This window comes from Virgibacillus ihumii, assembly GCF_902726655.1.
In the GTDB taxonomy this organism is placed as follows: domain Bacteria; phylum Bacillota; class Bacilli; order Bacillales; family Amphibacillaceae; genus Lentibacillus; species Lentibacillus ihumii.
On record NZ_CACVAN010000001.1, the window covers coordinates 1,811,940 to 1,836,245 of the forward strand.

Genomic DNA, 24,306 nt, shown 5'->3' on the forward strand with positions numbered 1-24,306 from the left:
GACACATCCCGCTCCAAATATTTCTAGTATGTCTCAGATACTGTTTTTGCCATCATGTGCAGTGCCAAATAATCCGGACCGCCTGCTTTGGAATCAGTACCGGACATTTTAAATCCGCCGAATGGCTGGTATCCAACAATCGCACCTGTACAGTTTCGGTTGAAATACAGGTTCCCAACATCGAACTCCATCGTTGCTTTATTCAGATGCTCACGGTTTCTGGAAATGACAGCACCAGTTAAGCCGTATTCTGAGTTATTGGCCATATCAAGCGCCTCATCAAAATCTTTTGCTTTGGCAAAGGCAACAACCGGACCGAAAATTTCTTCCTGCATAATACGCGCTTCAATATCGACATCAGCAAAAACGGTTGGCTGAATAAAGAAGCCTGTGGAGTTATCTCCTTCGCCGCCGGCAGCAAGTTTTCCTTCCTGTTTGCCAATTTCAATATAATCCATAATTTTATCATAAGCACCCTGATCAATAACAGGACCCATATACATATCAGGTGTCGTTGTTTCGCCCACGGTCAGTTCATTTGTGCGCTTCACAACTTTATCGAGCACTTCATCATAGACATCTTCATGCACGACAGCACGGGATCCGGCAGAACACTTTTGCCCGGAGAATCCAAATGCAGAGGTTACAATTGATTCTACTGCAACATCAATATCGGCTTCTTTGTCAACAACAACAGTATCCTTTCCACCCATTTCCACAATAACACGTTTCAGATGGTTTTGCTCCTCCTGGACAGCTGCAGCACGGCCATACAGACGTGTACCAACATCACGGGAGCCGGTAAACGTAATTAAAGCAGTTTTTGGATGATCGACCAAGTAATCACCGACTTCCCCGCCGCTTCCGGGAAGGAAATTGATGACGCCATCCGGCATACCTGCTTCCACTAAGACATCAACAAACTCAGCTGCAATGACAGGTGTGGCACTTGCCGGTTTCAGAATCGTCGTATTTCCTGTTACAAGTGGTGCAACAGTTGTACCGACCATAATTGCGAATGCAAAGTTCCATGGCGGAATCGTAACGGCAACCCCCGTTGGAATGTACATGTATCGATTGTATTCGCCGATTCTGCTGTTTACGTCTTTACCCTGATCCAGTTCAATCATCTGACGGGCGTAATATTCCATGAAGTCGATACCTTCTGCAATATCTGCATCTGCTTCCTTCCACGGTTTACCTGCTTCTTTAATAAGCAGCGCCGTGAATTCAGCTTTTCTGCGACGTACAATGGCCGCCGCGCGAATCAAAATGTTGGCACGGTCCACTGCTTTTGTATATTTCCATGTTTTAAACGCTTCAGCAGCAGCCTGAATTGCCTTTTCAGCTTCTTCCTTGCCTGCTTTCGCTACCGTTCCAATAACTTCTTCTTTATTTCCGGGATTAATGGAAGTAATTTTTTGCTCGGTGGAAACACGCTCGCCACCAATTAGAAGATCATAATTTTTTCCCAGTTCCGCCTGGATTGTTTTCATTCCGGCGTCCAGTGTTTGACGATTTTCTTCAACTTTAAAATCTGTAAATGGTTCGTGTTTATATCGTGTTAACATGTAAGCCCTCCCAAAATTATTATTTGTTCCTTTTCTATAAAAGCAAATTTTATGCCAACTATTCAAATGCTGAATTGGCGGGATTTCAGGTTCATAGCTGCAAAATCAAATTGCACTATGTCAAGTATTGCCGCAAATGTATTTTGCAGTATTTACTGTTTTACCTTAAAATAAAGTACAGGAGGATAGCTTATGAATAAAGATGATACACAGTCGTTAATTCATATGAATGATTTATATAAACAACTGCTCAATGAAGTGAATGTCGGGGTTCATGCGATAAACGCACAGGGAAAAACAATCATTTATAATAAAAAGATGATGGAAATTGAGTCGATGGAAAGTGCCGATGTGCTTGGCAAAAATGTATTGGATGTCTTCTCCTTCAATGAAAATCAGCACAGCACCCTTGTGCATGCACTGAAAACCGGGAAAGTTACCAAGGACGTCAGACAAACATATTTCAATAACAAAGGTGAAGAAATTACTACGATTAATAATACATTTCCGATTGTAAGAAACGGAAAAATTACTGAAGCTGTCGAGATTGCCAAAGATGTAACTCAGTTGGAACACGTCATCAAGGAAAATGTGCTGCGGAAGAAAAACAGCAGTTATACATTTGATCAGATTATTGGGGACAGCCCAGAATTCACCTCGGTTATCGAAGAAGCCAAACTCGGCACACGCACAGCTTCATCCGTGCTAATTGTCGGGGAAACCGGTACAGGTAAGGAATTGTTTGCCCAAAGCATCCATAATGGCAGCGATAGGTCTGGCGCATCTTTTATTGCCCAAAACTGTGCGGCAATCCCGGAGAGCCTGATGGAAAGTTTGCTGTTTGGGACCAAAAAAGGCGCATTTACGGGAGCTATCGATTCACCAGGCCTTTTCGAGCAGGCAGACGGCGGAACTTTACTGCTTGATGAAATCAACTCACTTGATGCCGCACTTCAGGCCAAACTGTTACGGGCAATTCAGGAAAAAACAATCAGAAGAATCGGTGATACACAAGATAAAAAAGTCGACGTACGCATTATCGCAACCGTGAACGATGATCCAGCAGATATTCTGGCAAACAATCACATCCGCAAAGACCTGTTTTACCGGCTTAGTGTTATCACCCTTCATATCCCGCCATTACGGGAACGAAAACAAGACATTATACCGCTGTCACAGGAATTCATCCATAAATATAACGCATTATTCCACATGAACGTCCGGAAAATCAGCGAAGACGCAATCGCCCTTCTCTACCAGCATGATTGGCCGGGAAATGTGCGGGAGCTGGAGCACACCATTGAAGGCGCCATGAATCTGATTATTGATGAGGAAGAAATCCAGACACACCATCTGCCAATCCGGTTCCGGAAAAGGTATCAGAGCAGTGAAGATGACAGCCCCGAACAGGATGTAACAAATAACACTTCCCGATCACTGCATGCGACAATCAGCGAAGTGGAAAAAAACTACATCAAACAAGTGCTGGCTGAAACCAATCACAATGTTACACAAGCTGCAAAGAAACTTGGCATCAGCAGACAGAGTCTTCAATATCGGATTAGAAAATACACAATTTAATAATCGGGTAATGCCGGACATCACCCGATTTTTTCCATTACTTTTTCTTCTTCTTGATCACCGGATTTTCCAGTCCATACTCCAGTAAGAGATGATTTCGATGAGATTTTATCAGCCATTCCCCCATTCAACAATTTTCAAAAACAGACTCATTTGCATTTTTGTAAAATTAACTTTACTTTTTTATTCCTTCCTAATTTTACATATTGCCAACCTTAATATAGACGCATTTTAACACACACCCTTTTCATTAAGGCATTTTGTCATAGTCAATTTGCCCTTTGTTCAGATATCGATAGTTTTATAGAATCAAAGTAAATCTGGAAAAGGAGGAACGTCATTGTTATCTTTCTCATCGAAGAGTGATTTATACACCAACGTATTGAATTTAAAGGAGATGGAAAACATGCGGAAAATGTCATTAAGTCTTGTTCTACTGTTAGTTCTATCAGCACTATTGTTGCCAATCCAAACACTCGCCCATTCAACGTCAAATACGGGGGAACCATCACTGAACCCAAACCGCATCCTTAATGTAGCGCACCGCGGAGCATCCGGACATGCACCGGAACATACACTGGCTGCATATGAACTCGGTGAAAAAATGCACGGGGATTATATTGAAGTAGACTTACAAATGACGAAAGACAGCGTTCTGATTGCCATGCATGATGAAAAAGTAAATCGAACAACAAATGGGACAGGCTACGTGAAAGATAAGACACTGAAGGAAATCAAACAGCTTGATGCAGGTTCCTGGTTCAATAAAAAATACCCGGAAAAAGCAAACCCGGCATACGTTGGGTTGGAAGTCCCTACTTTGGAAGAGGTCATTCGGAAATTCGGCAGAGATGCCAGGTACTATATCGAAACAAAATCTCCGGAAGTTTATCCCGGAATGGAAGAAGAATTACTTAGAATCCTGAACAGATATAAATTGATTGGACCAAACGCACCATCAAGCAAAGTGCTTATTCAATCGTTTAGCGAAGAAAGTCTATCAATCGTACATTCTATCAACCCGGATATTCCACTCATCCAATTAATCTCATATTCCGAGCCAGCAACCATTACTGATGAAGAATTGGATGAAATTGCATCATATGCAGTGGGAATCGGGGCCAGCCATACGAAAATTGATCAGGAATATGTGCAAAAAGTCCGTGAACATGAGCTGCTCATGCATCCATACACTGTAAACACGAAAGAAGATATGAAGAAAGTGCTGGATTGGGGCGTGACTGGGATGTTTACCAACTATCCGGATCGGTTTAATGAAGTATTGAGGGAAAGATGATAGATGGACAAGACCTAAGCTAATGTTTTGGCTTAGGTCTCTTTTTTACAGGTATAGACAGAGTATAATGATTTCCTTATTTAATTGGATTCAGATAGAATGGTCTTTGTTTTTCGAACTCATTAATTTGGTTTTCAGCCTGCAACGTGAGGTCAATATCATCTAGGCCTTCTAAAAATTTCATCCGAACATAGGGATCAATTGAGAAAGGTAAAGACCATCCTGTCTGATCCTTTAATACCTGACTCTTCAAATCTACTTCTAACGAAAATCCAGGGTGATTTTTTTCTCGATCAAATAAGCTGTCCATTTCAAGTTCATCAAGTTCAATTAAAAGCAAACCATTTTTGGAACTGTTATTTTGAAAAATATCGGCAAAGGAAGGAGCTACAACTACTCTAAAACCGTAATCATATAATGCCCAAACAGCATTTTCCCTGGAAGACCCACATCCAAAGTTGGACCCTGCAAGCAAGATAGAAGCGTCATTATACTGTGATTGATTTAATTCAAAGTCTTCGTGAATCGCCCCGGAATCATCATAACGCCAGTAATACATTAGATGTTTACCAAAGCCGGTCCTTTCCGTTCGCTTTAAAAACTCTGTAGGTATTATAATGTCTGTGTCAATATCCGATTTATTGATCGGAACCACACTGCCCGAGTATTTCTTAAATGGCTTCATTCGTCTTCACTCCCTGGCGATATTTCCATCCTCGTATATCGGTTAAATGGCCTTCTATAGCTGCTGCAGCCGCCATGGCTGGGCTTACAAGATGTGTCCGTACATCTTTTCCCTGCCGCCCTTCAAAATTCCGGTTGGAGGTGGAGGCAACCCTGCTTCCCGGAGGTGCGATATCCGGATTCATTCCAGGACACATGCTGCATCCAGGTTCCCGCCATTCAAACCCTGCATCGATAAAAACCTTGTCCAACCCTTCCTCTTCAGCACGTCGTATAACATGGTAAGAACCAGGAACAATTATAGCTTTAACATTACTACTGACCTTGTGGCCATAAGCCACTTTTGCCGCAGCTCGTAAATCTTCTATTCTGGAGTTGGTACATGAACCAACAAATACATGATCTATAGACACCTCATTCATATATGTACCAGGCTTTAAATCCATATAAGACAAGGCAGATTCTGCCGCCAGCCTTTTTTCCGTATCTGTGTAGCTTTCCGGGTCAGGAATAACATTGTCAATATTCGTTACTTGACTCGGATTTGTCCCCCAGGTAACTTGTGGAGCCAAATCACCTACATTAATTGTAACCGTCTTATCATAAACAGCATCTGGATCGGTATAAAGTTCACTCCACTCTTGTACCGCTTGCTCCCACTTTTCTCCTTTTGGAACAAAACTTCTGCTTTTCAAATATTCAAATGTCTTTTCATCAGGAGCAACCATACCAGAACGTGCACCGGCCTCAAGAATCATATTGCAAATCGTCATTCGTTCCTCCATAGACATTTTTTTAACAGTGCTTCCGGTGAACTCCACGACATGTCCAACTCCACCATTTGTTCCAATTTCACCAATAATATGCATAATAATATCCTTACTGCTGATTCCTTCAGGTACTTCTCCCTCGATTTGGATATTCATTGTTTTCGGCTTTGCCTGCGGGAGTGTTTGAGTCGCCAAAACATGCGTGATTTCACTCGATCCGATACCAAAAGCAAATGCTCCGAACGCACCATGAGTGGAAGTATGACTATCTCCGCATACGATTGTTTTTCCAGGGGTAGTTAACCCAAGTTCCGGACCAATAATGTGAACGATTCCATTATCTTGATGCTGTGTATCATATACCGTAATGTCGAATTCCTTACAATTATTAATGAGGGCTTCTACCTGTTTCTTCGCCAGGATATCCTTAAAATCTTCCAATTTTCTATCTGTTGTAGGAACATTATGATCTGCTGATGCAAACGTTAGATCAGGACGCCGCACTTCCCGTCCTTGCTCCCTCAGCAATGAAAAAGCCTGAGGTGATGTGACATCGTGAATTAAATGGAGATCAATATAAATTAATGGCGAATCTAATGCATTAATTACATGACTGTCCCAGACTTTTTCAAAAAGTGTTCTCGGTGTCATTTCTATTTCCCCTTTCAGCTTTTTAAAATCATTTCCTGCGCCGTTAAAACAATTTGTGCTCTGTTTTTGAAAAAACTTCATCCAGCATTTTAATGTCATGATGGATATGCTGTCTCATTTCAGCCTCTGCCAGTTCACTATCCCCATCAATAATAGCCTCAGCTATTTTCTGATGCTCCTCTAAAAAGGAATTTCCTTTAATATAATCGCTTAAAATATTATTTCTCATATAAATGGTTTTGGCCCGGATCAAATCCATAAACTGTACTAATTGATTGTTATTTGAGGTTTGAGCAATCAGATCATGGAATTCTGTATTCAGCTCGACAACCGATTCCTGATTGCCATTTTTTAGCGCATCTTTCGTATCGGTAATTATTTTCTCTAGCTTCTGCTTATCTGAGTTTGTAATTTTCTGGGCGGATAATTTAGCTCCAAGCGGCTCCAATCTTTCTTTGCAAAGATATAAATCCACTACATTTTCAAAAGTTGGATCAAAAACGTAAATATGTCCTTTTTCCTGATACAGCAGACCATCGTGAGTTAACATCCGTACTGCTTCACGGATTGGCCCCCGGCTTACTCCCACTTTTTCTGCTAATCCCGTTTCCGTTATCCGTTGACCGGGTATGAATTCATTTTCCAATAGACTTTTTTGAATACTTTTGTATGCTTGAATATGAAAAGGTTCAGATTTCACAATACGATTCACCATAATCACCTCTTAAAAAGGTGCAGAGTCAACATATGGTGCTCACTCTGCACTTTAATTTAAAAATTTTCCTATAAACCAATTACCTTTTTATTTTCCTGTTCATCTTGTTCAGATACATCAAATGCAAGACTACCCCCAACACATATAATCAGATTTATTAACAATCCCCATAACCCGCTAAAAATTCCGAGTGGTGTAAAATTTGTAAATGTCATGACCGTTGCAACAATGGTACCCACAAGCATTCCAATAAAGACAGATCTGGTATGCATTCTGTTCCAATACAGTCCAAGAATAAATGCAGGTGCAATCTGAATAAGCAGTTCAAATTTCAAGACAAAAATTTGATACAGTGTCGCGGGGGGATACCATGCGATAATAAGTAACAGTCCTACTGCTATAATACCTACTATCTTCCCTACCAAAATCTGTTGATGTTCAGATGCTTTAGGATTTATAAATCGACTATATAAATCTTTTGAAATGACTGAGGAAAATGTTAGCAATACTGAATCAGCAGTTGATATAATAGCGGCGATAATTCCGCCAAACAACAAAATCATAGCCCAATAAAAGATTAAACTTTCCGAAGCAATCACATTTGCCATCATTCCGACTAATTTTTCAGCCTCCATGCCTTCCATTCCCGGAAATGCATTTAAACCAATTATCCCTACAAGGAAAATAACACCCGTTGTCAGAAAAGGCATCCATGACATACCAATCAATGATTTTTTTAAGGTATCCTCACTTTTTGCAGCAAAAATCCGCTGAATTGCGTGGGGATAAATAGCAGCCCCAATCGTCACAAGACTTAGCATGCTAAACCACCCAACAATACCATCCATTTCAGGAACACCCAATTTTTCAGGCGCAAAAGCTTCCATATAATCTGTAGCCGACGGAAGTCCTCCAAAATATATGATCGATCCTATGACTAGCACAAAGACACCGATCAATAGTGCTACACCCTGCATGGTGTCAGTATATGCAACCGAACGCATTCCCCCAAGCCAACTGTAGATCAGCATAATTACAATAAAGAACACAACGCCGATTTGATAAGGAATAGTTCCACCAGTCAATCCGGAAACGCCCTGTCCGACAGCAACCAGTTGTTCAAGAAGGTAATTCCCCAGCCCATAAAGCATTAAAATCGAGCCTAGTATAGTAATTCCTTTTGATCTAAAACGTTTTGCCAACCAATCCGTCGGGGTTATGAAATTGTGCTTTCTGCTAAGTACATATAACCTTGGTGCGAATAATAAGTAACCAACAATCACTAAGATCATAAATGTAATGGATTGAAGCCATTCAAAACCCATACGATAACCTTGAGGTGCATAACCAATAATCGTATTCCCACTGTACTGTGTTGCGTAAAAAGTGAAGAATAGAACCATGACACTAAGGCCCTTTCCACCCAGATAGTACTCCTCGTTACTCTCTCTGATATTTTTGTTTCGCAAATAAGTTACGAGCCCAATGCCAAGCATCAGTAACCCGTAAGCAACCATTATGACAATACCTGACCAACCACCAAAAGCCAAATTATCAGTCATTACTCTTCCCCCTCGGTTGTATCTTCTTCTGTAACCCAAAGACGTTTAATTGCAAAGGTAATGGTTGCTGAAAAAGCTACAGAAACAATCAGTACAATCCAGCCCCAATAAGGGATTCCCAAAATCACCGGCTTATAGCTTCCAGTAGGCAGATACCAGGGAACACTCAGCAAAAAAAGAACACCAAATACAACCCACAGCTTCCAGTTTTTAATTGGTTCCTTCTTAATTTTTAACATTCCTATTCCTCCTAAGATTCAGAATTATAGTGGTGCATAAATCCATACAAGGTTCTTTTCGTTCCAGGCAGTCATTATCTGTTCCATGTCATCCAGACAATGACTGCTTATCCAATCAGGCCTTGTCAGAAAGTCGCTACTGAATGCAGATCCGCAATTTTACCGGCTTTAACTACCTGTCCGGGGAGTTCATGATTTACAAGCGTTTGCAAATATTTTGAGGTACCAATCAATTTATCGACATCAGCCTCAATTTCATATCCCATAAAATAAAGCATATGAGCTAGATCTTCCATACAAATGTTACCTGTAGCTCCTGGTGCAAATGGACATCCTCCCAATCCGCCGAGGGACGCATCAAAACTATTAACGCCAGCCCTTATTCCCTCCATTACATTGGCAAGCCCCATTCCTCTTGTATTATGAAAATGAAGCGTAATATCAAGATGCGGCCACTGTTTTAATATATTTTTACACAAATTATATACGTGATTAGGTGTTGCCATGCCTGTGGTATCCGCTAATGTAACCCCATCAACACCTAATTCCAAATATTTTTCAATAAGTTCCAACACCCGTTCTTCTGGAATATCCCCCTCAAATGGACAACCAAACGAAGTACCCAAAGAACCTTTAATTGCTGCATCCTTATTGGATAAAAACTCCATCATTGGTTTAAAATTTTCAAAAGTATCATCCGTAGATCTTCTGACATTTTTCAAGTTATGTGTATTACTGGCAGACACAAGAAGATTGATCTCGTCGACCTCACAATCCAGGGCACGTTCAGCTCCCTTCATATTGGGTACCAATGCACTGTATACGACATCAGATTTACGCTTAATCCCTCTCATAACTTCCTCTGCATCCCGTAGATTGGGAACAGCTTTTGGTGAAACGAATGATGTCACTTCAATTTTGTCAACTCCCGCATCACTCAATTGATTAATCAATTTTATCTTGTCATCAGTCGGAACAAACACATCTTCATTTTGGAGCCCGTCTCTTCCAACAACATCATTCAGATAAATTTGCTTCAAACGTATCACCTTTCTTATTAAAAGATTCATATTACACCCTGGTCCCTAAGTTTTGATAGTTCCGTATCGTCCAAATTCAGAAAGTCTTTAAGAATAGAATTTGTGTGCTCGCCGAGTTCGGGCCCTAACCAATTCGTTCTACCCGGTGTCTTACTCATCTTTGGTATAATACCCGGGATTTTAATTTTTTCTTTATCGTTCAAATCAAACTCCTGAATCATCTCCCTTTCAAGATACTGTGGGTCCTTGACTATATCCGAAATATTATATATCGGACCTGCTGGAACACTGGCATCATCCAATTCTTTTATAGCAGTCTCGTAATCAACCGTCTTTGTCCAATTCTCAATAACATCATCAAGAAAATCAGCTTGACGTGCTCGGCCATCATTACTCGAAAATTGTGGGACTCCTGCTAAATCCGGCCTGCCAACAACATTCATTAAACGTTTAAATATTGCATCACCATTTCCACCAATCACTATATATTTTCCATCACCACACTGATACGTATTGGAAGGTGCGACTCCAGGCAAAGATGTACCTGTTCGTTCCCTGATTGTTCCAAACTTATCGTATTCCGGCAGCATACCCTCCATTAAACTAAATACAGATTCATAAAGTGCCACATCAATGATTTGTCCTTCCCCGGTTCCAACAACGTCCCGATGGTAAACCGCCATTAACGCGCCAATTACGGAATACATCGCTGCAAGTGAATCGCCTAGTGCTATTCCCACCCTTGTTGGGGGAAGGTCTGGATGACCTGTTACGTGACGGATACCCCCCATTGATTCACCAACACTGCCAAAGCCGGGTTTATCCCGATAAGGACCTGTCTGCCCGTAACCGGATACACGAACCAATATTAAACCGGGATTTATTTCAGAAAGCTGATCATAGCCCAAATTCCATTTTTCAAGCGTACCCGGCCGAAAATTTTCTATAACGATATCCGCTTCCTTAACTAATGACCGAACTATTTCCTGTCCTTTTTCTTTTTTCATATTTACCGTGATTGATTTTTTATTCCTGGACTGTAACCTCCACCATAGAGACTGTCCTTCATAAATATGTCGCCATTCACGGAGGGGATCACCTTTTTCCGGAGGCTCAACTTTTATTACATCAGCCCCAAATTCAGCCATTAGCTTGCCGGCAAATGGACCAGCAATCAGGCTTCCAAGTTCAACAACCTTTAAACCTTCTAATGTTTGTCTCATCATCACCCATCCTATTAACAATATTTAAATTAGATTACAAATTTATGAATGTGAAGATCCTGTTGATTATCTCTTTTAAATAAACAGCTTTAATGTAAGCGCTTTTATAAGAGTGTAAATTGTTATCAGATTTTTGTCAACAGTTTACACTGTTTTAAATTTTGGTATATTATAATAGTTACATCTACTTTAAAAATCGAACAGGATGAGTGAAATATGGAAAAGGCAACAATTTTCGGTTCCAAAAGGCTTAGTGCATGGAATATGCTTATCTGCCTGTTTATACTTCAGATTCTTGTAGCATTAATTGGCAGAAGTATTTCCCCGCTAGGTATTGTTATTGGTGAAGATTTGTCATTGTCCAAAACACAAATTGGATTACTCCCTGCGGCATTTTACCTGGGGCAATCTATAACATCAATTCCCATGGGACTTTTAACTGATTCGATTGGTTCCAAAAAGATGATTATTCTCGTAACATACTGTCTTGGACTTAGTTTTATGGGGGCAACTTTTACAGGTGGATTAGTGCTTCTTCTTGTATTGCTATTTATAAGTGGTGCCGGTTATGGGGCAATGCAGCCAACTTCCAATCGAGGTGTTCTTTATTGGTTCTCAACAAAAACCCGTGGTACTGCTATGGGGATGAAACAGATGGGCGTAACACTGGGGTCAGCTTTATCTGCACTTATTTTACTGCCGCTCTCCAATTCCTTTGGATGGAGACCAACGATTTTTGTCGCTAGTATTGTATTAATGGTTTTTGGAACGATAGCCTTTTTTTACTACTCAGAACCATCATCTATTAAAAAACAACAAACATTGATTCAACCAAAAAGTATTTTCTCTTCTTTTATTTCGGTATTTAAACAAAAAACGTTGATTTTAATTAGCATGGCTGCAATGGCCTTATGTAGCAGTCAGTTAATTCTTAATACATACATAGTTCTCTTTGCCTATGAACAGCTCCAATTATCTATATTTTTGTCTGGCATACTACTTGTCATCTCGGAAATAAGCGGATCCCTTGGAAGGATAGGCTGGGGTATGATAAGCGATAAAATATTTAAGGGAGAACGAGTTATTGCATTAATTATTATTGCTGTTATTAGTGGAATTGCTTCTTTGACAATTGCATTTTTACCACAAAGTACTCCTTTTTCATTCGTAATAGGTATTATTATCATTTTTGGGTTTTGCATATCCGGCTTCAACGGGATATGGATGAATGCAGCCACTGAAATTGTCCCCCGTGAAAAGTCAGGTGCTGCAAGCGGAATAAGCCTTATGCTGGGAACAATGGGTATTGTATTTGGACCTCCCATTTTCGGATATATTGTGGAAACTTCAACTGAATACATGTTCGGATGGCTGTACTTAACAAGCTTAACAATAATTGCAACAGTACTTTTAAGCTTTGCACTAAAACTATCAAAAACAGGAAACAAATAATATAGAACTATATTATTTGAATCTACCTCTATTTTCAAAATCAGGAAGTGTGCTAGATTCTGAGTTTTGCCACAAAACTATTTCATTCAAACTAAACCTCTTACACCAACTGTAAGAGGTTTAACACCATACGTTGTCCAATCCACTAAGCAAATTACAACGCCTTTACCATTCCACCATCAACAAGCAATGCTTGCCCGGTAACATAAGAATTTGCGCCGGAACATAAATACACAACCATATTGGCAAACTCTTCAGGCTGGCCGTAGCGCCCGATTGGTATCGATTTTTCCGCTTCCGCCTTGACTTCCTCGTAAGGTTTGCCCGTTTTTTCCGCATTTACTTTATCCAAATGCGCTACCCGATCTGTGCCAATACGTCCTGGGCCAATTGTGTTGATTAAAATATTATCCGGTGCCAGTTCCTGTGACAAACTTTTCGAAAGCCCGACAATTCCTGCTCTGAATGTATTCGATAAAATTAAGTTTTCGATTGGCTGTTTAATCGATGACGACGCTAGATTGATGATGTGGCCACGGTTCTGCTTACGCATATGTGGCAACACCTCCCTGATGGTCCGTACAAAACTTAGCAGGTTCAGTTCAAATGCCTGATACCAATCATCATCATTAACGTCATCAAACATCCCTGCCGGCGGGCCACCAGCGTTGTTTATCAGCACATCAACTTTTCCGTTTAACTCCACTGCTTTTGATACTAAATCTTTAATCGACTGTATATCTGTAATGTCACAAACGGTATTTTCAACATGATCATTTCCCGTTTCAGAACGAATTTCATCCCGTGTTTTCTTCAATTCTTCTTCACTGCGGCTGGAAATTAACACATGCGCACCTTCTGCGGCAAACTTTTTTGCAGTTGCCTTCCCTAACCCTTTACTTGCAGCTGTAACAATCACTGATTTTCCTTGTAATTCCAAATCCATTATTTTATCTCCTTTCAATTCCGGACTCAATCCGGATTTAACCCTTTCATAACAACGATTGAATCACATTATTATCAATATTCCCACCTGAGACAAGTGCAACCATTCGCTTACCGTTTGGCGTGCTCCTTAAAGCAGCCGCTACGGAAACTGCAGCGGAGGCTTCAATAACCTGCTTCATTCTTGTTAACACCATGCTAAAAGCTTCCTTAATCGCTTCCTCTTCTACTAATACAATGTCATCCACATAACGCTGGATCACCGGAAATGTTAGTTCTCCCGGTATTGAAGTCCGCAGCCCATCCGCAATGGTGGTCGTACCGCCAATATTTACGCGTTCACCTTTGTTGAGTGATAAGTATGTATCATTCGCTATTGCTGGTTCTGCCCCAATCACCCGGATGGACGGCTTGGTTTCTTTTATTGCTGTTAATACACCGGATATTAATCCGCCACCGCCAATTGGTACATATACTTCATCGATGTCTTTAACTTGTTCAATTATTTCCAGTCCTACCGTTCCTTGACCAGCCATAATCAGGGGATCATCATAGGGCGGAATATACGTCCCTTTCTCCACTTCACAAATTTCCTTTGCCCTTTTAATACGTTCTTCTGACGTGGTTCCGCAAAACTCCACGTTACCATGATATGCTTTGATTGCTTTAAGCTTATTAACCGAAGCGTCTTCTGGAACAACAATTGTCGATGGAATGTCAAGCTGATTTGCAATGTAGGCAACTGCTTGGCCATGATTGCCGGATGATGCAGCAATGATTGAGTTCGGATTCAATCGTGCTGCTGCATCCTTTACTTTGTTTGTCGCACCTCTTATTTTAAACGATCCCGTCTTTTGCAAGTGTTCACACTTTAAAAAAAGTTGATTTCTGGCATTGGCAGAAATCATATTGGAAGTCATCATCGGCGTCATTTTTACGATATCGGAAATATTTTCTCTTGCTTGATGAATCTGCTCAAGATTTATCAAATTCAAGTCAACTCCTTTTCGCGATACCAATTCCTTTATTGATTGGATACCTCACGTTTGATTCGTTCAAAAATATCCGGAGCAGTTTTATCAATCCGGGCAGGTTTCCACTTTTTGTTGAGCCACATATGGAGCGTACTTCCGCTTACAAGCAGCTCTCCCTCCTTTTCTTTGCCAGCCCCCTCGCCTGAAACCTTTTGCGCCAAAAACCTTTCTTCGTCAATCTTGCGCACCTCATAGTCAAACTGCAGTTTAATTGGTGTATAATGTCCAATTTTAGTATACACTGCTACACATTCATTGTAGGCTGCCGACTTATGGTAATTAATATCCAGATTCAGGACTGGCAAAAGCAGTCCCAAATCCTCGATATCACTGTAGGCAATGCCAGCCTCCTGCATCATCTCTGTCCGGCCCATCTCAAACCAGTTAACATAGTTGCCATGATGCACGACACCCATTTGATCGGTATCTTTGTAATAAACACGCAGTAAATGTTCATGCCAAGTCTCATCCACCATTATCACTCCTGTCTGTACATCGCTTAAACCTTTCGCCTGTTCTCAGCGTTTCCGCTCAATTCGTTCCTCCGCCATTTCTTTCAACCGGAATTTCTGTACCTTACTCGTACTTGTTAACGGCCAGTCAGATGCTTCGATAAACCAGACGTGGCGCGGAATCTTAAACCGTGCAACACGCGATGAGCACCAATCAATAATATCCCGGCGTACACACGATTCACCAGGTTTTAATTCCACAAAAGCAGCGCCTGCTTCTGTTGTTACCTTGTCCGGAACACCAACGATGAAAACTTGATTAACCGCAGGATGTTCAGCAATCACTTCTTCCACCTCTCTCGGTGCCACGAGTTCCCCTGATACCTTGTACAAGTCACTTGTCCGCCCAAGCAGTTCAATGTATCCATTTTCATCAATACGCCCGACATCACCCGTATGCAGCCAGCCGTCTTTGTCAATTGCCTTGGCCGTTTCATCAGGTTTATTATAATACCCGTTTGTAACCGTACAGCCCCTAATGACTAGCGCACCAACAGAACCCGGCTCCAAATCCTCACCCGTTTCCGGATCGCTTGTTTTATATTGAACCGTACTGCCATTAAATTCGGGAAGCCCAGCGGCGCCTCCAAGTTTTGGCCGTCCGACACGTGTCGCAATTCGTTCGATAGGATCATCCAGCTCAGTCGTCACACCAGATGACGTCACCTCCGTCTGTCCATATCCGGTGAGAATTTCCGTTAAGCCCAGCGTCTTCACAGCATTTTCCCACACATGAACCGGAGCGGGTGCCGCACCACACCATATTGCAAACAAGTGTGACAAATCAAATTCGGACACCCGCTCCGGTTCATTCAGCAGTGGGACAAGCATCGATGGCACACAAAGAAAATCATTCGCCTTGTACGCCTCCATTTTTTCCAACGCCGAAAGCGGGGAAAACCGTGATGCCGATATTAACGATCCACCGACAAACGACATTCCCAAAATACCTTCAACGATGGCAAAACAATGGTAAAATGGCAACGGCGCAAATGTTACACGGCCATCTTCAATCGCACGGCTCAAACATGTACTGTAGGAACAACGCAGCAAATGATCATGGGTCAGCATCACGCCTTTTGGCTTACCGGTTGAGCCCGATGTATACATGATCTGTGCCACCTCATCCGGATATAATGATGCATTATATCTCGCGTCCAGTTCTGCCTCTGAAGCAGCCTCGCCCCCGGCATAAAAATCATCCCAGTCTATAAAAAACTGATCTGCAGAATCTCCAGTGGACATACATACAACATGCTCCAAGACACTAGCTTCCTGAAATGCCGGATCATCCAATAAATCCTTTACAAAACCAGCAGTATCATTGCCTTTAATCCGATCATGAAGCAAAAGATAGCTGGAATCAGATTGTTGCAGGATATACCCCAGTTCATCCCGGCTTAACATCGTGTTGATTGGGATAAAAACAGCCCCAACTATTGATGCGGCAATCATCAGCGATGGATAGACCTTATCATTTTCCATTAACACAGCGATATGCTCACGTCGTTTTACACCGAGTTTCAGGAATGATTTGGCATAACGAAGTGCCTCTGTCCATACCTTCCCATATGTCACCGTGTCATCCTCTATGTAAATGAATGGCCGGTTCGCGTATTGCCGGCACATTTCTGAAAAATGCTCCGCAACCGTATGCCGTGGCCACTCTGGAAAGCATTGCTCCAGTGCCGCCCGTCTTTCTTCTATTGAAAATTCGCTCCCAATTTTAGATTGATGCTGTGTGTTTTCGGGCATATGACATCTCCTTTCAGACTGAATCTATTGATATTATATCGTTTTCTTGGATTGGTAGAAAGGAATACCGGTCAGTTGCATATTTGTCGTCTAAATTTGTTATTTCCCGGGGAATAGTGTCGGATGGATGGTGTACTCTATCAGAACATGATAATCAATTAGAAAACTCGGTTGTCACCAAGCCTTTGGGTGACAACCATAGTTGCACTTATGCAATAAGAAAGGATTTTAGACTTTCTTAACTACCAAAAAAACAGCCCCATCCTCCAAAAAGGATAGGGCTCTTATTGTATTATTTTTCTATCGTACTCAACTTGGCCGCTGAATCAAATAAAATCTCTGCTGCCTGTAAAAGTGTATCTTCATTTATATCAAACCTTTCATTGTGATGTCCTGCGGCTAATTCTGTTCCAAATATACAGTAGGTTCCATAACCGCCCCTCTTTTGAACAGCATCAATAAAGAATGTAGCGTCCTCTGACCCAGCACTTTCATTACTTTCAAGAACACCGGTAAGACCAGCATCCTGCGCACATTCTTGAAGAACTGCAGCAACCTCTGTGGAACAGGTACAACTTTTTCCTTCTCCAACAAGTTCAATGTCATATTCCAGCTGATACATAGCGGCTGCACCAGCCACAATGGACTCAGCCTGTTTTTTTACGTACTCATTAATTTCGGAAGTTTCTCCACGCGTTTCCACTTTCAACGCAGCATTATCCGGAATTATGTTTCGACCACTACCTGCATGCATCTCCCCAACATTAATTCTTGTTTTGCCATTAGAGTGACGGGAGATTGCAGTCAGATTAATTGCAGCATTCGCTGCTGCCAATAATGCATTTTTTCCTTCTTCCGGATTTCCTCCTGCATGCGAAGCGACACCTTTAAATGAAACATCCAATTTGGAAGTGGATAAAAACCCATTATTGGAAGCTACAACATGATTATGCGGTACACCGATTCCGATGTGTGAAGCAATCAAATAATCAACATCAGATACTACACCTGCCTCCACCATCGATTTAGCACCGCGGGTTCCTTCCTCTGCAGGTTGAAAAATTAATTTGAATTTGCCGCGTAACTCATCTTTCTTTGCCGCAAGTAAGGAGGCCAGCCCGAGTCCAATCGATGTGTGTGCATCATGACCGCAAGCATGCATATTATTATTGATGGAACGAAAGCCTTTTTTTAAAGGTGCATGATTTTCACTGGTAGATTCATAGATAGGAAGTGCATCCATATCAACCCGGTAAGCAATCGTGGGACCACTCTTATGCGTATCCAGAATTGCAACGATTCCAGTATAGCCCTCTGAAAAATAATCGAGATAGTCAGCATTCGCACCATTCTCTTTTGCCCAGGCAAGGTGTTTCTTTGTCTCCGTTTCATTTGGTTTCCCCATACAGTGATCCGCCGACATAACTTTTTTACCCATTTGCAATTCAAATCCTAGATCATCAAGAATACTTGCCACAATAGATGCTGTTCGCATTTCCAAAAAGCCGGTTTCCGGATATTGATGAAAATCCCTTCTCCACTTCACTAAGTTTTGTGCTAAAACCTCTTTACTCATTTTACTCTCTCCCCAAATAATTTTAGGATAAATTTATTACATATACGTATGGACACCAGGACCGTATGGAAGACCTGTGAAATAAAAGATTAACAGCAATACGATCCAGGAAAGAAGGAACGTAATAGAATATGGCAGCATCAGTGAGATATAACTTCCGATATTAGTATTCTTATCATACTTGCGCATAAAAGCAAGAATAATAACCATATAAGGAAACAATGGTGTTATTATATTGATGGACGAGTCCGCAATACGATAAGCAACCTGTGTAAATCCCGGAGAATATCCCAACTGCATAAACATTGGAACGAATATAGGTGCTTCTATTGCCCATTTAGCTGAACCGGATGTGATCAGGAAGTTCATTAAACCAGTAAAAATAATATATCCGATAATCAATCCAATTCCCGTAAATTCAATGTCTTTCAAAAATTCGGCACCATTTACTGCAACCCATGTACCCAGATTGGACCAATTAAAGAATGCAATAAACTGTGCGATCGCAAATACGAGAACTATATAGCTGGACATATCTTTCATTGATTCAGCCATATAATCACTTACATCTTTACCGGATTTAATCTTTTTAACAGTTATACCAAAGGCAACACCAATTACTACAAAGAACACAAATATTATTGGAACGATTCCGTCCAAAAATGGAGATGGTACAATCCCACCTTCGTCGTTGCGCAGCGGACTGTCAGGCAGAAATATTACAGTCACAACAATTGCCCAGTATACAAGACCTGCAATTAAGGCATTAATAAAACCCTTTTTAGCATTTGGTAGTTCCTCCGTATCTTCCTCTTCTACTGCGCCCCCTTTATATTCACCTAACCTTGGTTCAACAATCTTGGTAGTTACCAGTCCGCCAACAATAGTTAACATAAATGTAGAAACAATATTAAAGTACCAGTTAGCTACAGCAGTAACCGTAATGGAATCATTTATTAGTGCAGCTGCTTCCGTTGATATCCCTGCCAACAAGGCATCCGTACCAGCAACAAATAGATTGGCGGTAAAACCTGCTCCGGCACCAGCGAAACCAGCTGCTAAACCCGCAAGCGGGTGCCTTCCCACTTTGTAGAAAACCAATGCACCTAGAGGGGGTATTAGAACAACAGCAGCATCAGATGCTAAGTTACCCAATATACCTACGAAAACCACAGTATATGTGAGCAGAAAAGGAGGTGACTTTAATATTGTCTTTCTAATGGCATAATCCAATAACCCAACCTTTTCAGCTAATCCAATTCCCAACATCATAACTAATACGAGTCCTAATGGCGCAAATCCAGTGAAATTTTCCAGCAACGATGTGAGAATAAACTGTATACCTTCCTCAGAAAGTAAATTTTTGATTGGTATTTCCTCGCCACTTCCCGGATGAACTACTGAGGCACCCGTAAGATTAAGAAAATAGGAAATAACAACCATGAGCAAAGCCAAACCAATAAATAAAACAAATGGATCCGGCAACTTATTTCCAACCCGTTCAACCAAATCCAGAAATCTTTGAAACAAACCCTTTTTGTTTTTCATCAAATCCCTCACTTTTGAAAATTATTGTTAACGCTCATTCAATTTGGAAGGACTTACACCTTTTGGAATAGGATTGGTGTAGTCATTTTTTTTCCTAAAATGCTGAAATTCCGTTTTAACATTATTTAAATCTTCTTCAGATTCAAATAGGTTAATCCCGGTTAAAGCCATACTTGCAGCTGCCCGGAGCATTCCTCGATTTGCATAATTGCTTAACCCCTGTGATGTCATTTGCCACGTGTGTAGTGCAGTTCCCAGTGCTGATGTTGCAGAGGTCAACTGTGCAGTCGGTACAACCCAGCTTACATCAGCAACATCTGTAGATCCCGCCAGAATCCCCCTGGATTCAACATAAGGCGAAATAGTGTCAGCTAGATATTTTCCGTCAAATTCACTACCATCACCCATATATCCAAAACCTGTCATCGGATCCAAATAATTTTCCTGTTCAGACTCCTTAAAAGTAGACCATATCTCTTTAGCAAACGCTTTTTCACTTTCCGATGGACTTCCCGCCCCAATTTCTTTCAAATTCTGATACAGCAATTTTTCCAGACTGCGGTTTTGAATGTAGTTGGAACATGCTTTATCAAACTCTACTGTTACTTCTGTTTCCGTCATCATCGCTGCACCCTCAGCAATTTTACAGATTCGTTTATACATCTCATCTACCTGTTTAACCTTTGGGGCACGTATGAGGTAAAGAACTTCCGCATTCGCTTGGACCACATTCGGTGAAATACCTCCTGTATTCGTAACGGCATAATGAATGCGTGCTTCCGGAATGACATGCTCCCGCATATAATTAACACCAACATTCATAAGCTCCACTGCGTCCAGCGCACTTCTTCCCAAGTGTGGGACATTAGCAGCATGTGCTGCTGTACCCTTAAACTTGAAAAATACTTGGTAGTTTGCCAGACTCGACAGGCTCATAATCGCATTGGCCGGGGAAGGATGCCATGTTAATGCTGCATCCACACCCTCAAATACTCCCTCTCGAACCATAAAGGTTTTTCCAGATCCACCTTCTTCCCCGGGACACCCGAAAAATTTCACAGTGCCAGGAAAATTGTTTGCTTTAAGGTAACTTTTCACTGCACATGCCGCAGCAAAAGCGCCGGTTCCTAACAGATTATGTCCGCAGCCATGACCAACATCAGGCTCCGTTGACTGATAGGATGTTTCATTCGGTTTCTGACCTAAACCTGATAACGCATCAAATTCGCCCAAAAAGCCAATAACCGGTTGACCGGAGCCATACGTTGCGCTAAATGCCGTTTCAATATTGGCAACATTTTGATTCACCGTAAACCCCTGTTTTTCACATTCCTTTGCCAAATATTCGGCTGAAGTATACTCCTCAAACCTTGTTTCCGGATGATTATATATAAATGAACTAACTTCTTTGAAATAGGATTCATGATCTTTTAAATACTGTTCAACAAACTTTTTCATTTTCGATTCCTCCGACTATGTTTCTATTACATTACTGTTTTGCTTCTATTTGCAGGTATTCCGTTAATACCTTCGTTCCATTTACCAGATTGCTAATTTCCGTATATTCTTTTGGCTGATGACTGATACCGTCACGACAGGGAATAAATAATAAGCCCGATGGCCACCTTGTAGCCATATTCATCACATCGTGACCCGCACCACTTACCATCAATTCCGTTTTAAACCCAAGCTGATGACCCGTTTCAAGTAATTTTGATTTAATTGTGTCGTCAAGAAAGACCGATTTATTTTCCACCAGTGTTTCCACTTCAATTTTCACCTGGTGTTTCTTTTCCGCTTCTTTGCAAAATTGCTTGATTTTCGTTACAAGGCTTTGTTTAGCTGTATCATCCACACTGCGGATATCAATGCCAAACTCTACTTTCGATGGAATACTTGTCATCGAATTTGGCTTTACATCAACTGTACTCACCGTAGCTACAAGGTGCGGATCTTCCTGTTTATTTATGTGCTTTGTTAATTCTGATACATATTGAACCAGTGGGGCGATGGCAACTAGTGCATCATTTCGATTATTCATCGATGTAGTCCCGGTGTGATTGGCAATGCCAGATGCCGTTACCAACAATCGGGTAGGACGTGCGATGCCTGTTACTACGCCTAAATCAGCATGACAGTCCTGTAATTTTCTTCCCTGTTCAATATGCAATTCCACAAATTGTTCCAGCCGTGATAGTGGCAGAGTAGCATCAGTTAAGTCTTCCCATTTCACTCCCATTTGCTCTACGGCTTCTTTTACAGTAATACCATCTCTGTCCCTGACTCCTTCTAATTCCTCAATCATCAGTTCACCCGAAATAGCTTTGCTTCCAATAGTCGAGACACCGAAACGAGCTGACTCCTCTGATATAAAACAAACAACCGCAATATTTTTTTTGGGGGTAAACTGATTATCTTTCAGAATTTTAACCGCTGCCAGAGCAGATAACACACCCGCTACGCCGTCATACCCACCGCCATTGTAAACTGTGTCAAGATGAGACCCCAAGGCAATGGTGGGAGCAGTCTTATGAACGTTCCATATCGCCCATTGGTTCCCCACCCTATCCTGGTACGTATTCAGCCCTAACTCTTTGGCAATACGTATAAATTGCTGGTGTGATTTGCGTTCCTCTTCTGTATAACCCAAACGATTATAGCCGTGCGGGTCCTCCATTCGTTCAACCAAATTTAATTCACATAGTTTTTGTTCTATCCATTCTTGTAAATTGAGCATGACACTACCTCATTTTCGAATTAATATACAAGCGCCATCCAAATCATGGTGATAGCGAAATATCCTCGACAAACTGATACATAATTTTCGGACGCCCTTTTTGTTTTAAATGTGTAGTACCACACTTCTCAATAACTCCGGCATCTTCCAAATTTGCCAATATCCTTCTTCCATTACGATCGGTACTTTGCAGCCACCTGGATATATCCTGGGATGTAAAAGCCTGTTTATTGTATTTATACGAATACATGATAAGCCGAACAGCATCACGTATATTAATTTTTTCACTAAACTTTTCACGCAGCACCTGTTCAATATGTTTTATGTTTAGTGAAGCGTTTTCATCATTCGGATATTTAATGGTTCTCGACTGTTGTTCATCAATTACTACGATAGACGCACGATCATCCGGCTTCATTCCGCTTAAACCATAACGGACATTCTGTTCTGCATGGGATACATTCTCTCCATAGCCAATTACAACTCCAATGGACAGGTGATCTCTTACCTTAAATTCATGAATGAAATGAAATAAGTTCTTCATCGCCTCATCATCCATTTCACCTTTCGTAGTAAAAATAAAGTATAATCCGTCCCCTACATCTACAAACGACCCATTCATCTTTTCGGTAAGATACATTAAGGACTTTTGGATATCCAGTTCATGATGTTTCCACTTAAATAAATCATATGCTTCATTTTCGACAATTTCAGTCACCACCCTGCACCCTACGACTGCCATCTGCATACTTTCATACCGATTGGCTTGTGCTCTCTCTATCAACAACTCAATGGTTGATTTGATCGATATAAAAGAAGGTGTCAGGCGGTAAGCAGGGATACCTTCTTTCCTTAGCTCATTATAAGTGGACCTAATAGAAGTTATAGCAGCCTCGGTTTTACCTTCGTAATACAGTTCCTTATGAAATTTAGCAAGGTTCGCAATCCTGTCGTAACCCCCATATGGCTCATTAAAATACGAAAGTGAGTCTAATTTGTAAAACGACATTACCTTGGACATTTCCTCATCTGTAATCGAATCAATGCTTATGTTTCGAAAAATGACTCCTTTGTTGAGTTGTTCTTCCATTAAAATGCCGAAGAAACTGGATCCATGTAATGTTGGATAACTACCTTCCTCTTGGGTAATATATTTTCTTTCAATTGCTAATGAATAATTCATAATTCCGGAAAACAACCACTGATCAACCAAAAACCTGTTATTTTTTAAAATAGATTCGATTTCATTTACTTCCAGATATATGAAGGGTTTAAATTCAACCCCGAGAAAATCATCTGCAACTTTCAATATACGACTGACTGACTCACTAGGCCCAATTATACCAATTGTAATACGCAATATATCCACCCCCTCTCACAGAATCATCATCAAATAATACATAAGCCGTCATTT

20 protein-coding genes are annotated in these 24,306 nt (G+C 41.1%); 3 read left to right on the top strand and 17 right to left on the bottom strand.

All coding sequences use genetic code 11. From position 1 onward, the window contains the following. Positions 1–23 precede the first annotated feature (23 nt). Positions 24–1,571, bottom strand: a complete 1,548-nt coding sequence (pruA, locus tag HUX68_RS08940) for an L-glutamate gamma-semialdehyde dehydrogenase (RefSeq protein ID WP_174614500.1) — start codon at positions 1,569–1,571, stop codon at positions 24–26. Positions 1,572–1,763: 192 nt separating this feature from the next. Between pruA and HUX68_RS08945 the strand changes: the two genes are divergently transcribed. Further along, entirely contained in the window at positions 1,764–3,152 is a 1,389-nt protein-coding gene (locus tag HUX68_RS08945) for a sigma-54 interaction domain-containing protein (RefSeq protein ID WP_174614501.1), read from the top strand. 397 nt (positions 3,153–3,549) lie between these two features. After that, on the top strand, positions 3,550–4,449 hold the full coding sequence (locus HUX68_RS08950) for a glycerophosphodiester phosphodiesterase (RefSeq protein WP_425509537.1): 900 nt from the start codon (positions 3,550–3,552) through the stop codon (positions 4,447–4,449). Positions 4,450–4,525: 76 nt separating this feature from the next. Here HUX68_RS08950 and leuD read toward each other — a convergent pair whose 3' ends face one another. The 7 genes from leuD to HUX68_RS08985 all read right to left on the bottom strand — a co-directional run bounded on the left by leuD (position 4,526) and on the right by HUX68_RS08985 (position 11,333). Continuing rightward, a complete protein-coding gene (gene leuD / locus HUX68_RS08955; RefSeq protein ID WP_174614503.1) occupies positions 4,526–5,134 on the bottom strand; it encodes a 3-isopropylmalate dehydratase small subunit in 609 nt (202 codons plus the stop codon). Beyond that, positions 5,121–6,554, bottom strand: a complete 1,434-nt coding sequence (gene leuC, locus HUX68_RS08960) for a 3-isopropylmalate dehydratase large subunit (RefSeq protein WP_174614504.1) — start codon at positions 6,552–6,554, stop codon at positions 5,121–5,123. Before leuC ends, leuD begins: the two co-directional genes overlap by 14 nt. A gap of 43 nt (positions 6,555–6,597) precedes the next feature. Continuing rightward, positions 6,598–7,266, bottom strand: coding sequence for a GntR family transcriptional regulator (locus HUX68_RS08965; RefSeq protein ID WP_174614505.1), 669 nt, complete (start codon positions 7,264–7,266; stop codon positions 6,598–6,600). Positions 7,267–7,337: 71 nt separating this feature from the next. Further along, positions 7,338–8,831, bottom strand: coding sequence for a sodium:solute symporter family protein (locus tag HUX68_RS08970; RefSeq protein ID WP_174614506.1), 1,494 nt, complete (start codon positions 8,829–8,831; stop codon positions 7,338–7,340). Further along, positions 8,831–9,070: a hypothetical protein gene (locus HUX68_RS08975; protein WP_174614507.1), complete on the bottom strand. Its 240-nt coding sequence runs from the start codon at positions 9,068–9,070 to the stop codon at positions 8,831–8,833. The genes HUX68_RS08970 and HUX68_RS08975 overlap by 1 nt, the downstream gene beginning before the upstream one ends. A gap of 125 nt (positions 9,071–9,195) precedes the next feature. Further along, on the bottom strand, positions 9,196–10,110 hold the full coding sequence (locus tag HUX68_RS08980; RefSeq protein WP_246206639.1) for a hydroxymethylglutaryl-CoA lyase: 915 nt from the start codon (positions 10,108–10,110) through the stop codon (positions 9,196–9,198). Between the two features lie 26 nt (positions 10,111–10,136). Next, on the bottom strand, positions 10,137–11,333 hold the full coding sequence (locus HUX68_RS08985; protein WP_174614509.1) for a CaiB/BaiF CoA transferase family protein: 1,197 nt from the start codon (positions 11,331–11,333) through the stop codon (positions 10,137–10,139). A 216-nt stretch (positions 11,334–11,549) separates the two neighbouring features. Between HUX68_RS08985 and HUX68_RS08990 the strand changes: the two genes are divergently transcribed. Next, complete coding sequence (locus HUX68_RS08990) at positions 11,550–12,785, top strand: MFS transporter (RefSeq protein ID WP_174614510.1); 1,236 nt, start codon at positions 11,550–11,552, stop codon at positions 12,783–12,785. A gap of 154 nt (positions 12,786–12,939) precedes the next feature. Here the strand turns inward: HUX68_RS08990 and HUX68_RS08995 are convergent, their stop codons facing one another. The 9 genes from HUX68_RS08995 to HUX68_RS09035 all read right to left on the bottom strand — a co-directional run bounded on the left by HUX68_RS08995 (position 12,940) and on the right by HUX68_RS09035 (position 24,252). After that, positions 12,940–13,731, bottom strand: coding sequence for an SDR family oxidoreductase (locus HUX68_RS08995; protein WP_174614511.1), 792 nt, complete (start codon positions 13,729–13,731; stop codon positions 12,940–12,942). Between the two features lie 46 nt (positions 13,732–13,777). Next, positions 13,778–14,719 carry a threonine ammonia-lyase gene (locus tag HUX68_RS09000; protein WP_174616402.1) on the bottom strand — a complete coding sequence of 314 codons (942 nt, stop codon included), beginning with the start codon at positions 14,717–14,719 and terminating at the stop codon, positions 13,778–13,780. Positions 14,720–14,754: 35 nt separating this feature from the next. Next, positions 14,755–15,237 (bottom strand): acyl-CoA thioesterase, encoded by a 483-nt coding sequence (locus HUX68_RS09005; RefSeq protein ID WP_174614512.1) that lies wholly within the window; start codon positions 15,235–15,237, stop codon positions 14,755–14,757. A 45-nt stretch (positions 15,238–15,282) separates the two neighbouring features. Then, positions 15,283–17,031 carry a class I adenylate-forming enzyme family protein gene (locus tag HUX68_RS09010; protein ID WP_174614513.1) on the bottom strand — a complete coding sequence of 583 codons (1,749 nt, stop codon included), beginning with the start codon at positions 17,029–17,031 and terminating at the stop codon, positions 15,283–15,285. A gap of 292 nt (positions 17,032–17,323) precedes the next feature. Next, the gene (locus HUX68_RS09015) at positions 17,324–18,607 is read right to left on the bottom strand and encodes an amidohydrolase (protein WP_174614514.1); all 1,284 of its coding nucleotides are present in this window, start codon (positions 18,605–18,607) and stop codon (positions 17,324–17,326) included. 36 nt (positions 18,608–18,643) lie between these two features. Continuing rightward, a complete protein-coding gene (locus HUX68_RS09020) occupies positions 18,644–20,155 on the bottom strand; it encodes an AbgT family transporter (protein WP_174614515.1) in 1,512 nt (503 codons plus the stop codon). 27 nt (positions 20,156–20,182) lie between these two features. Further along, the gene (locus HUX68_RS09025; RefSeq protein WP_174614516.1) at positions 20,183–21,613 is read right to left on the bottom strand and encodes a M20 family metallopeptidase; all 1,431 of its coding nucleotides are present in this window, start codon (positions 21,611–21,613) and stop codon (positions 20,183–20,185) included. Positions 21,614–21,644: 31 nt separating this feature from the next. Then, positions 21,645–22,892, bottom strand: a complete 1,248-nt coding sequence (locus HUX68_RS09030; RefSeq protein ID WP_174614517.1) for a M20 family metallo-hydrolase — start codon at positions 22,890–22,892, stop codon at positions 21,645–21,647. Between the two features lie 43 nt (positions 22,893–22,935). Then, complete coding sequence (locus HUX68_RS09035) at positions 22,936–24,252, bottom strand: hypothetical protein (protein WP_174614518.1); 1,317 nt, start codon at positions 24,250–24,252, stop codon at positions 22,936–22,938. Positions 24,253–24,306 lie beyond the last annotated feature (54 nt).

What these genes read in the sequence shown, in the direction of transcription:
- HUX68_RS08945 (WP_174614501.1), top strand. Translation starts at nt 1,764, where the DNA reads ATGAATAAAGATGATACACAGTCGTTAATTCATATGAATGATTTATAT.
- HUX68_RS09020 (WP_174614515.1), bottom strand. Translation starts at nt 20,155, where the DNA reads ATGAAAAACAAAAAGGGTTTGTTTCAAAGATTTCTGGATTTGGTTGAA.
- HUX68_RS09010 (WP_174614513.1), bottom strand. Translation starts at nt 17,031, where the DNA reads ATGCCCGAAAACACACAGCATCAATCTAAAATTGGGAGCGAATTTTCA.
- HUX68_RS08970 (WP_174614506.1), bottom strand. Translation starts at nt 8,831, where the DNA reads ATGACTGATAATTTGGCTTTTGGTGGTTGGTCAGGTATTGTCATAATG.
- HUX68_RS08990 (WP_174614510.1), top strand. Translation starts at nt 11,550, where the DNA reads ATGGAAAAGGCAACAATTTTCGGTTCCAAAAGGCTTAGTGCATGGAAT.
- HUX68_RS08950 (WP_425509537.1), top strand. Translation starts at nt 3,550, where the DNA reads ATGGAAAACATGCGGAAAATGTCATTAAGTCTTGTTCTACTGTTAGTT.
- leuC (WP_174614504.1), bottom strand. Translation starts at nt 6,554, where the DNA reads ATGACACCGAGAACACTTTTTGAAAAAGTCTGGGACAGTCATGTAATT.
- HUX68_RS09015 (WP_174614514.1), bottom strand. Translation starts at nt 18,607, where the DNA reads ATGAGTAAAGAGGTTTTAGCACAAAACTTAGTGAAGTGGAGAAGGGAT.
- HUX68_RS08985 (WP_174614509.1), bottom strand. Translation starts at nt 11,333, where the DNA reads ATGAGACAAACATTAGAAGGTTTAAAGGTTGTTGAACTTGGAAGCCTG.
- HUX68_RS09030 (WP_174614517.1), bottom strand. Translation starts at nt 22,892, where the DNA reads ATGCTCAATTTACAAGAATGGATAGAACAAAAACTATGTGAATTAAAT.
- HUX68_RS09025 (WP_174614516.1), bottom strand. Translation starts at nt 21,613, where the DNA reads ATGAAAAAGTTTGTTGAACAGTATTTAAAAGATCATGAATCCTATTTC.
- HUX68_RS08995 (WP_174614511.1), bottom strand. Translation starts at nt 13,731, where the DNA reads ATGGATTTGGAATTACAAGGAAAATCAGTGATTGTTACAGCTGCAAGT.
- leuD (WP_174614503.1), bottom strand. Translation starts at nt 5,134, where the DNA reads ATGAAGCCATTTAAGAAATACTCGGGCAGTGTGGTTCCGATCAATAAA.
- pruA (WP_174614500.1), bottom strand. Translation starts at nt 1,571, where the DNA reads ATGTTAACACGATATAAACACGAACCATTTACAGATTTTAAAGTTGAA.
- HUX68_RS08975 (WP_174614507.1), bottom strand. Translation starts at nt 9,070, where the DNA reads ATGTTAAAAATTAAGAAGGAACCAATTAAAAACTGGAAGCTGTGGGTT.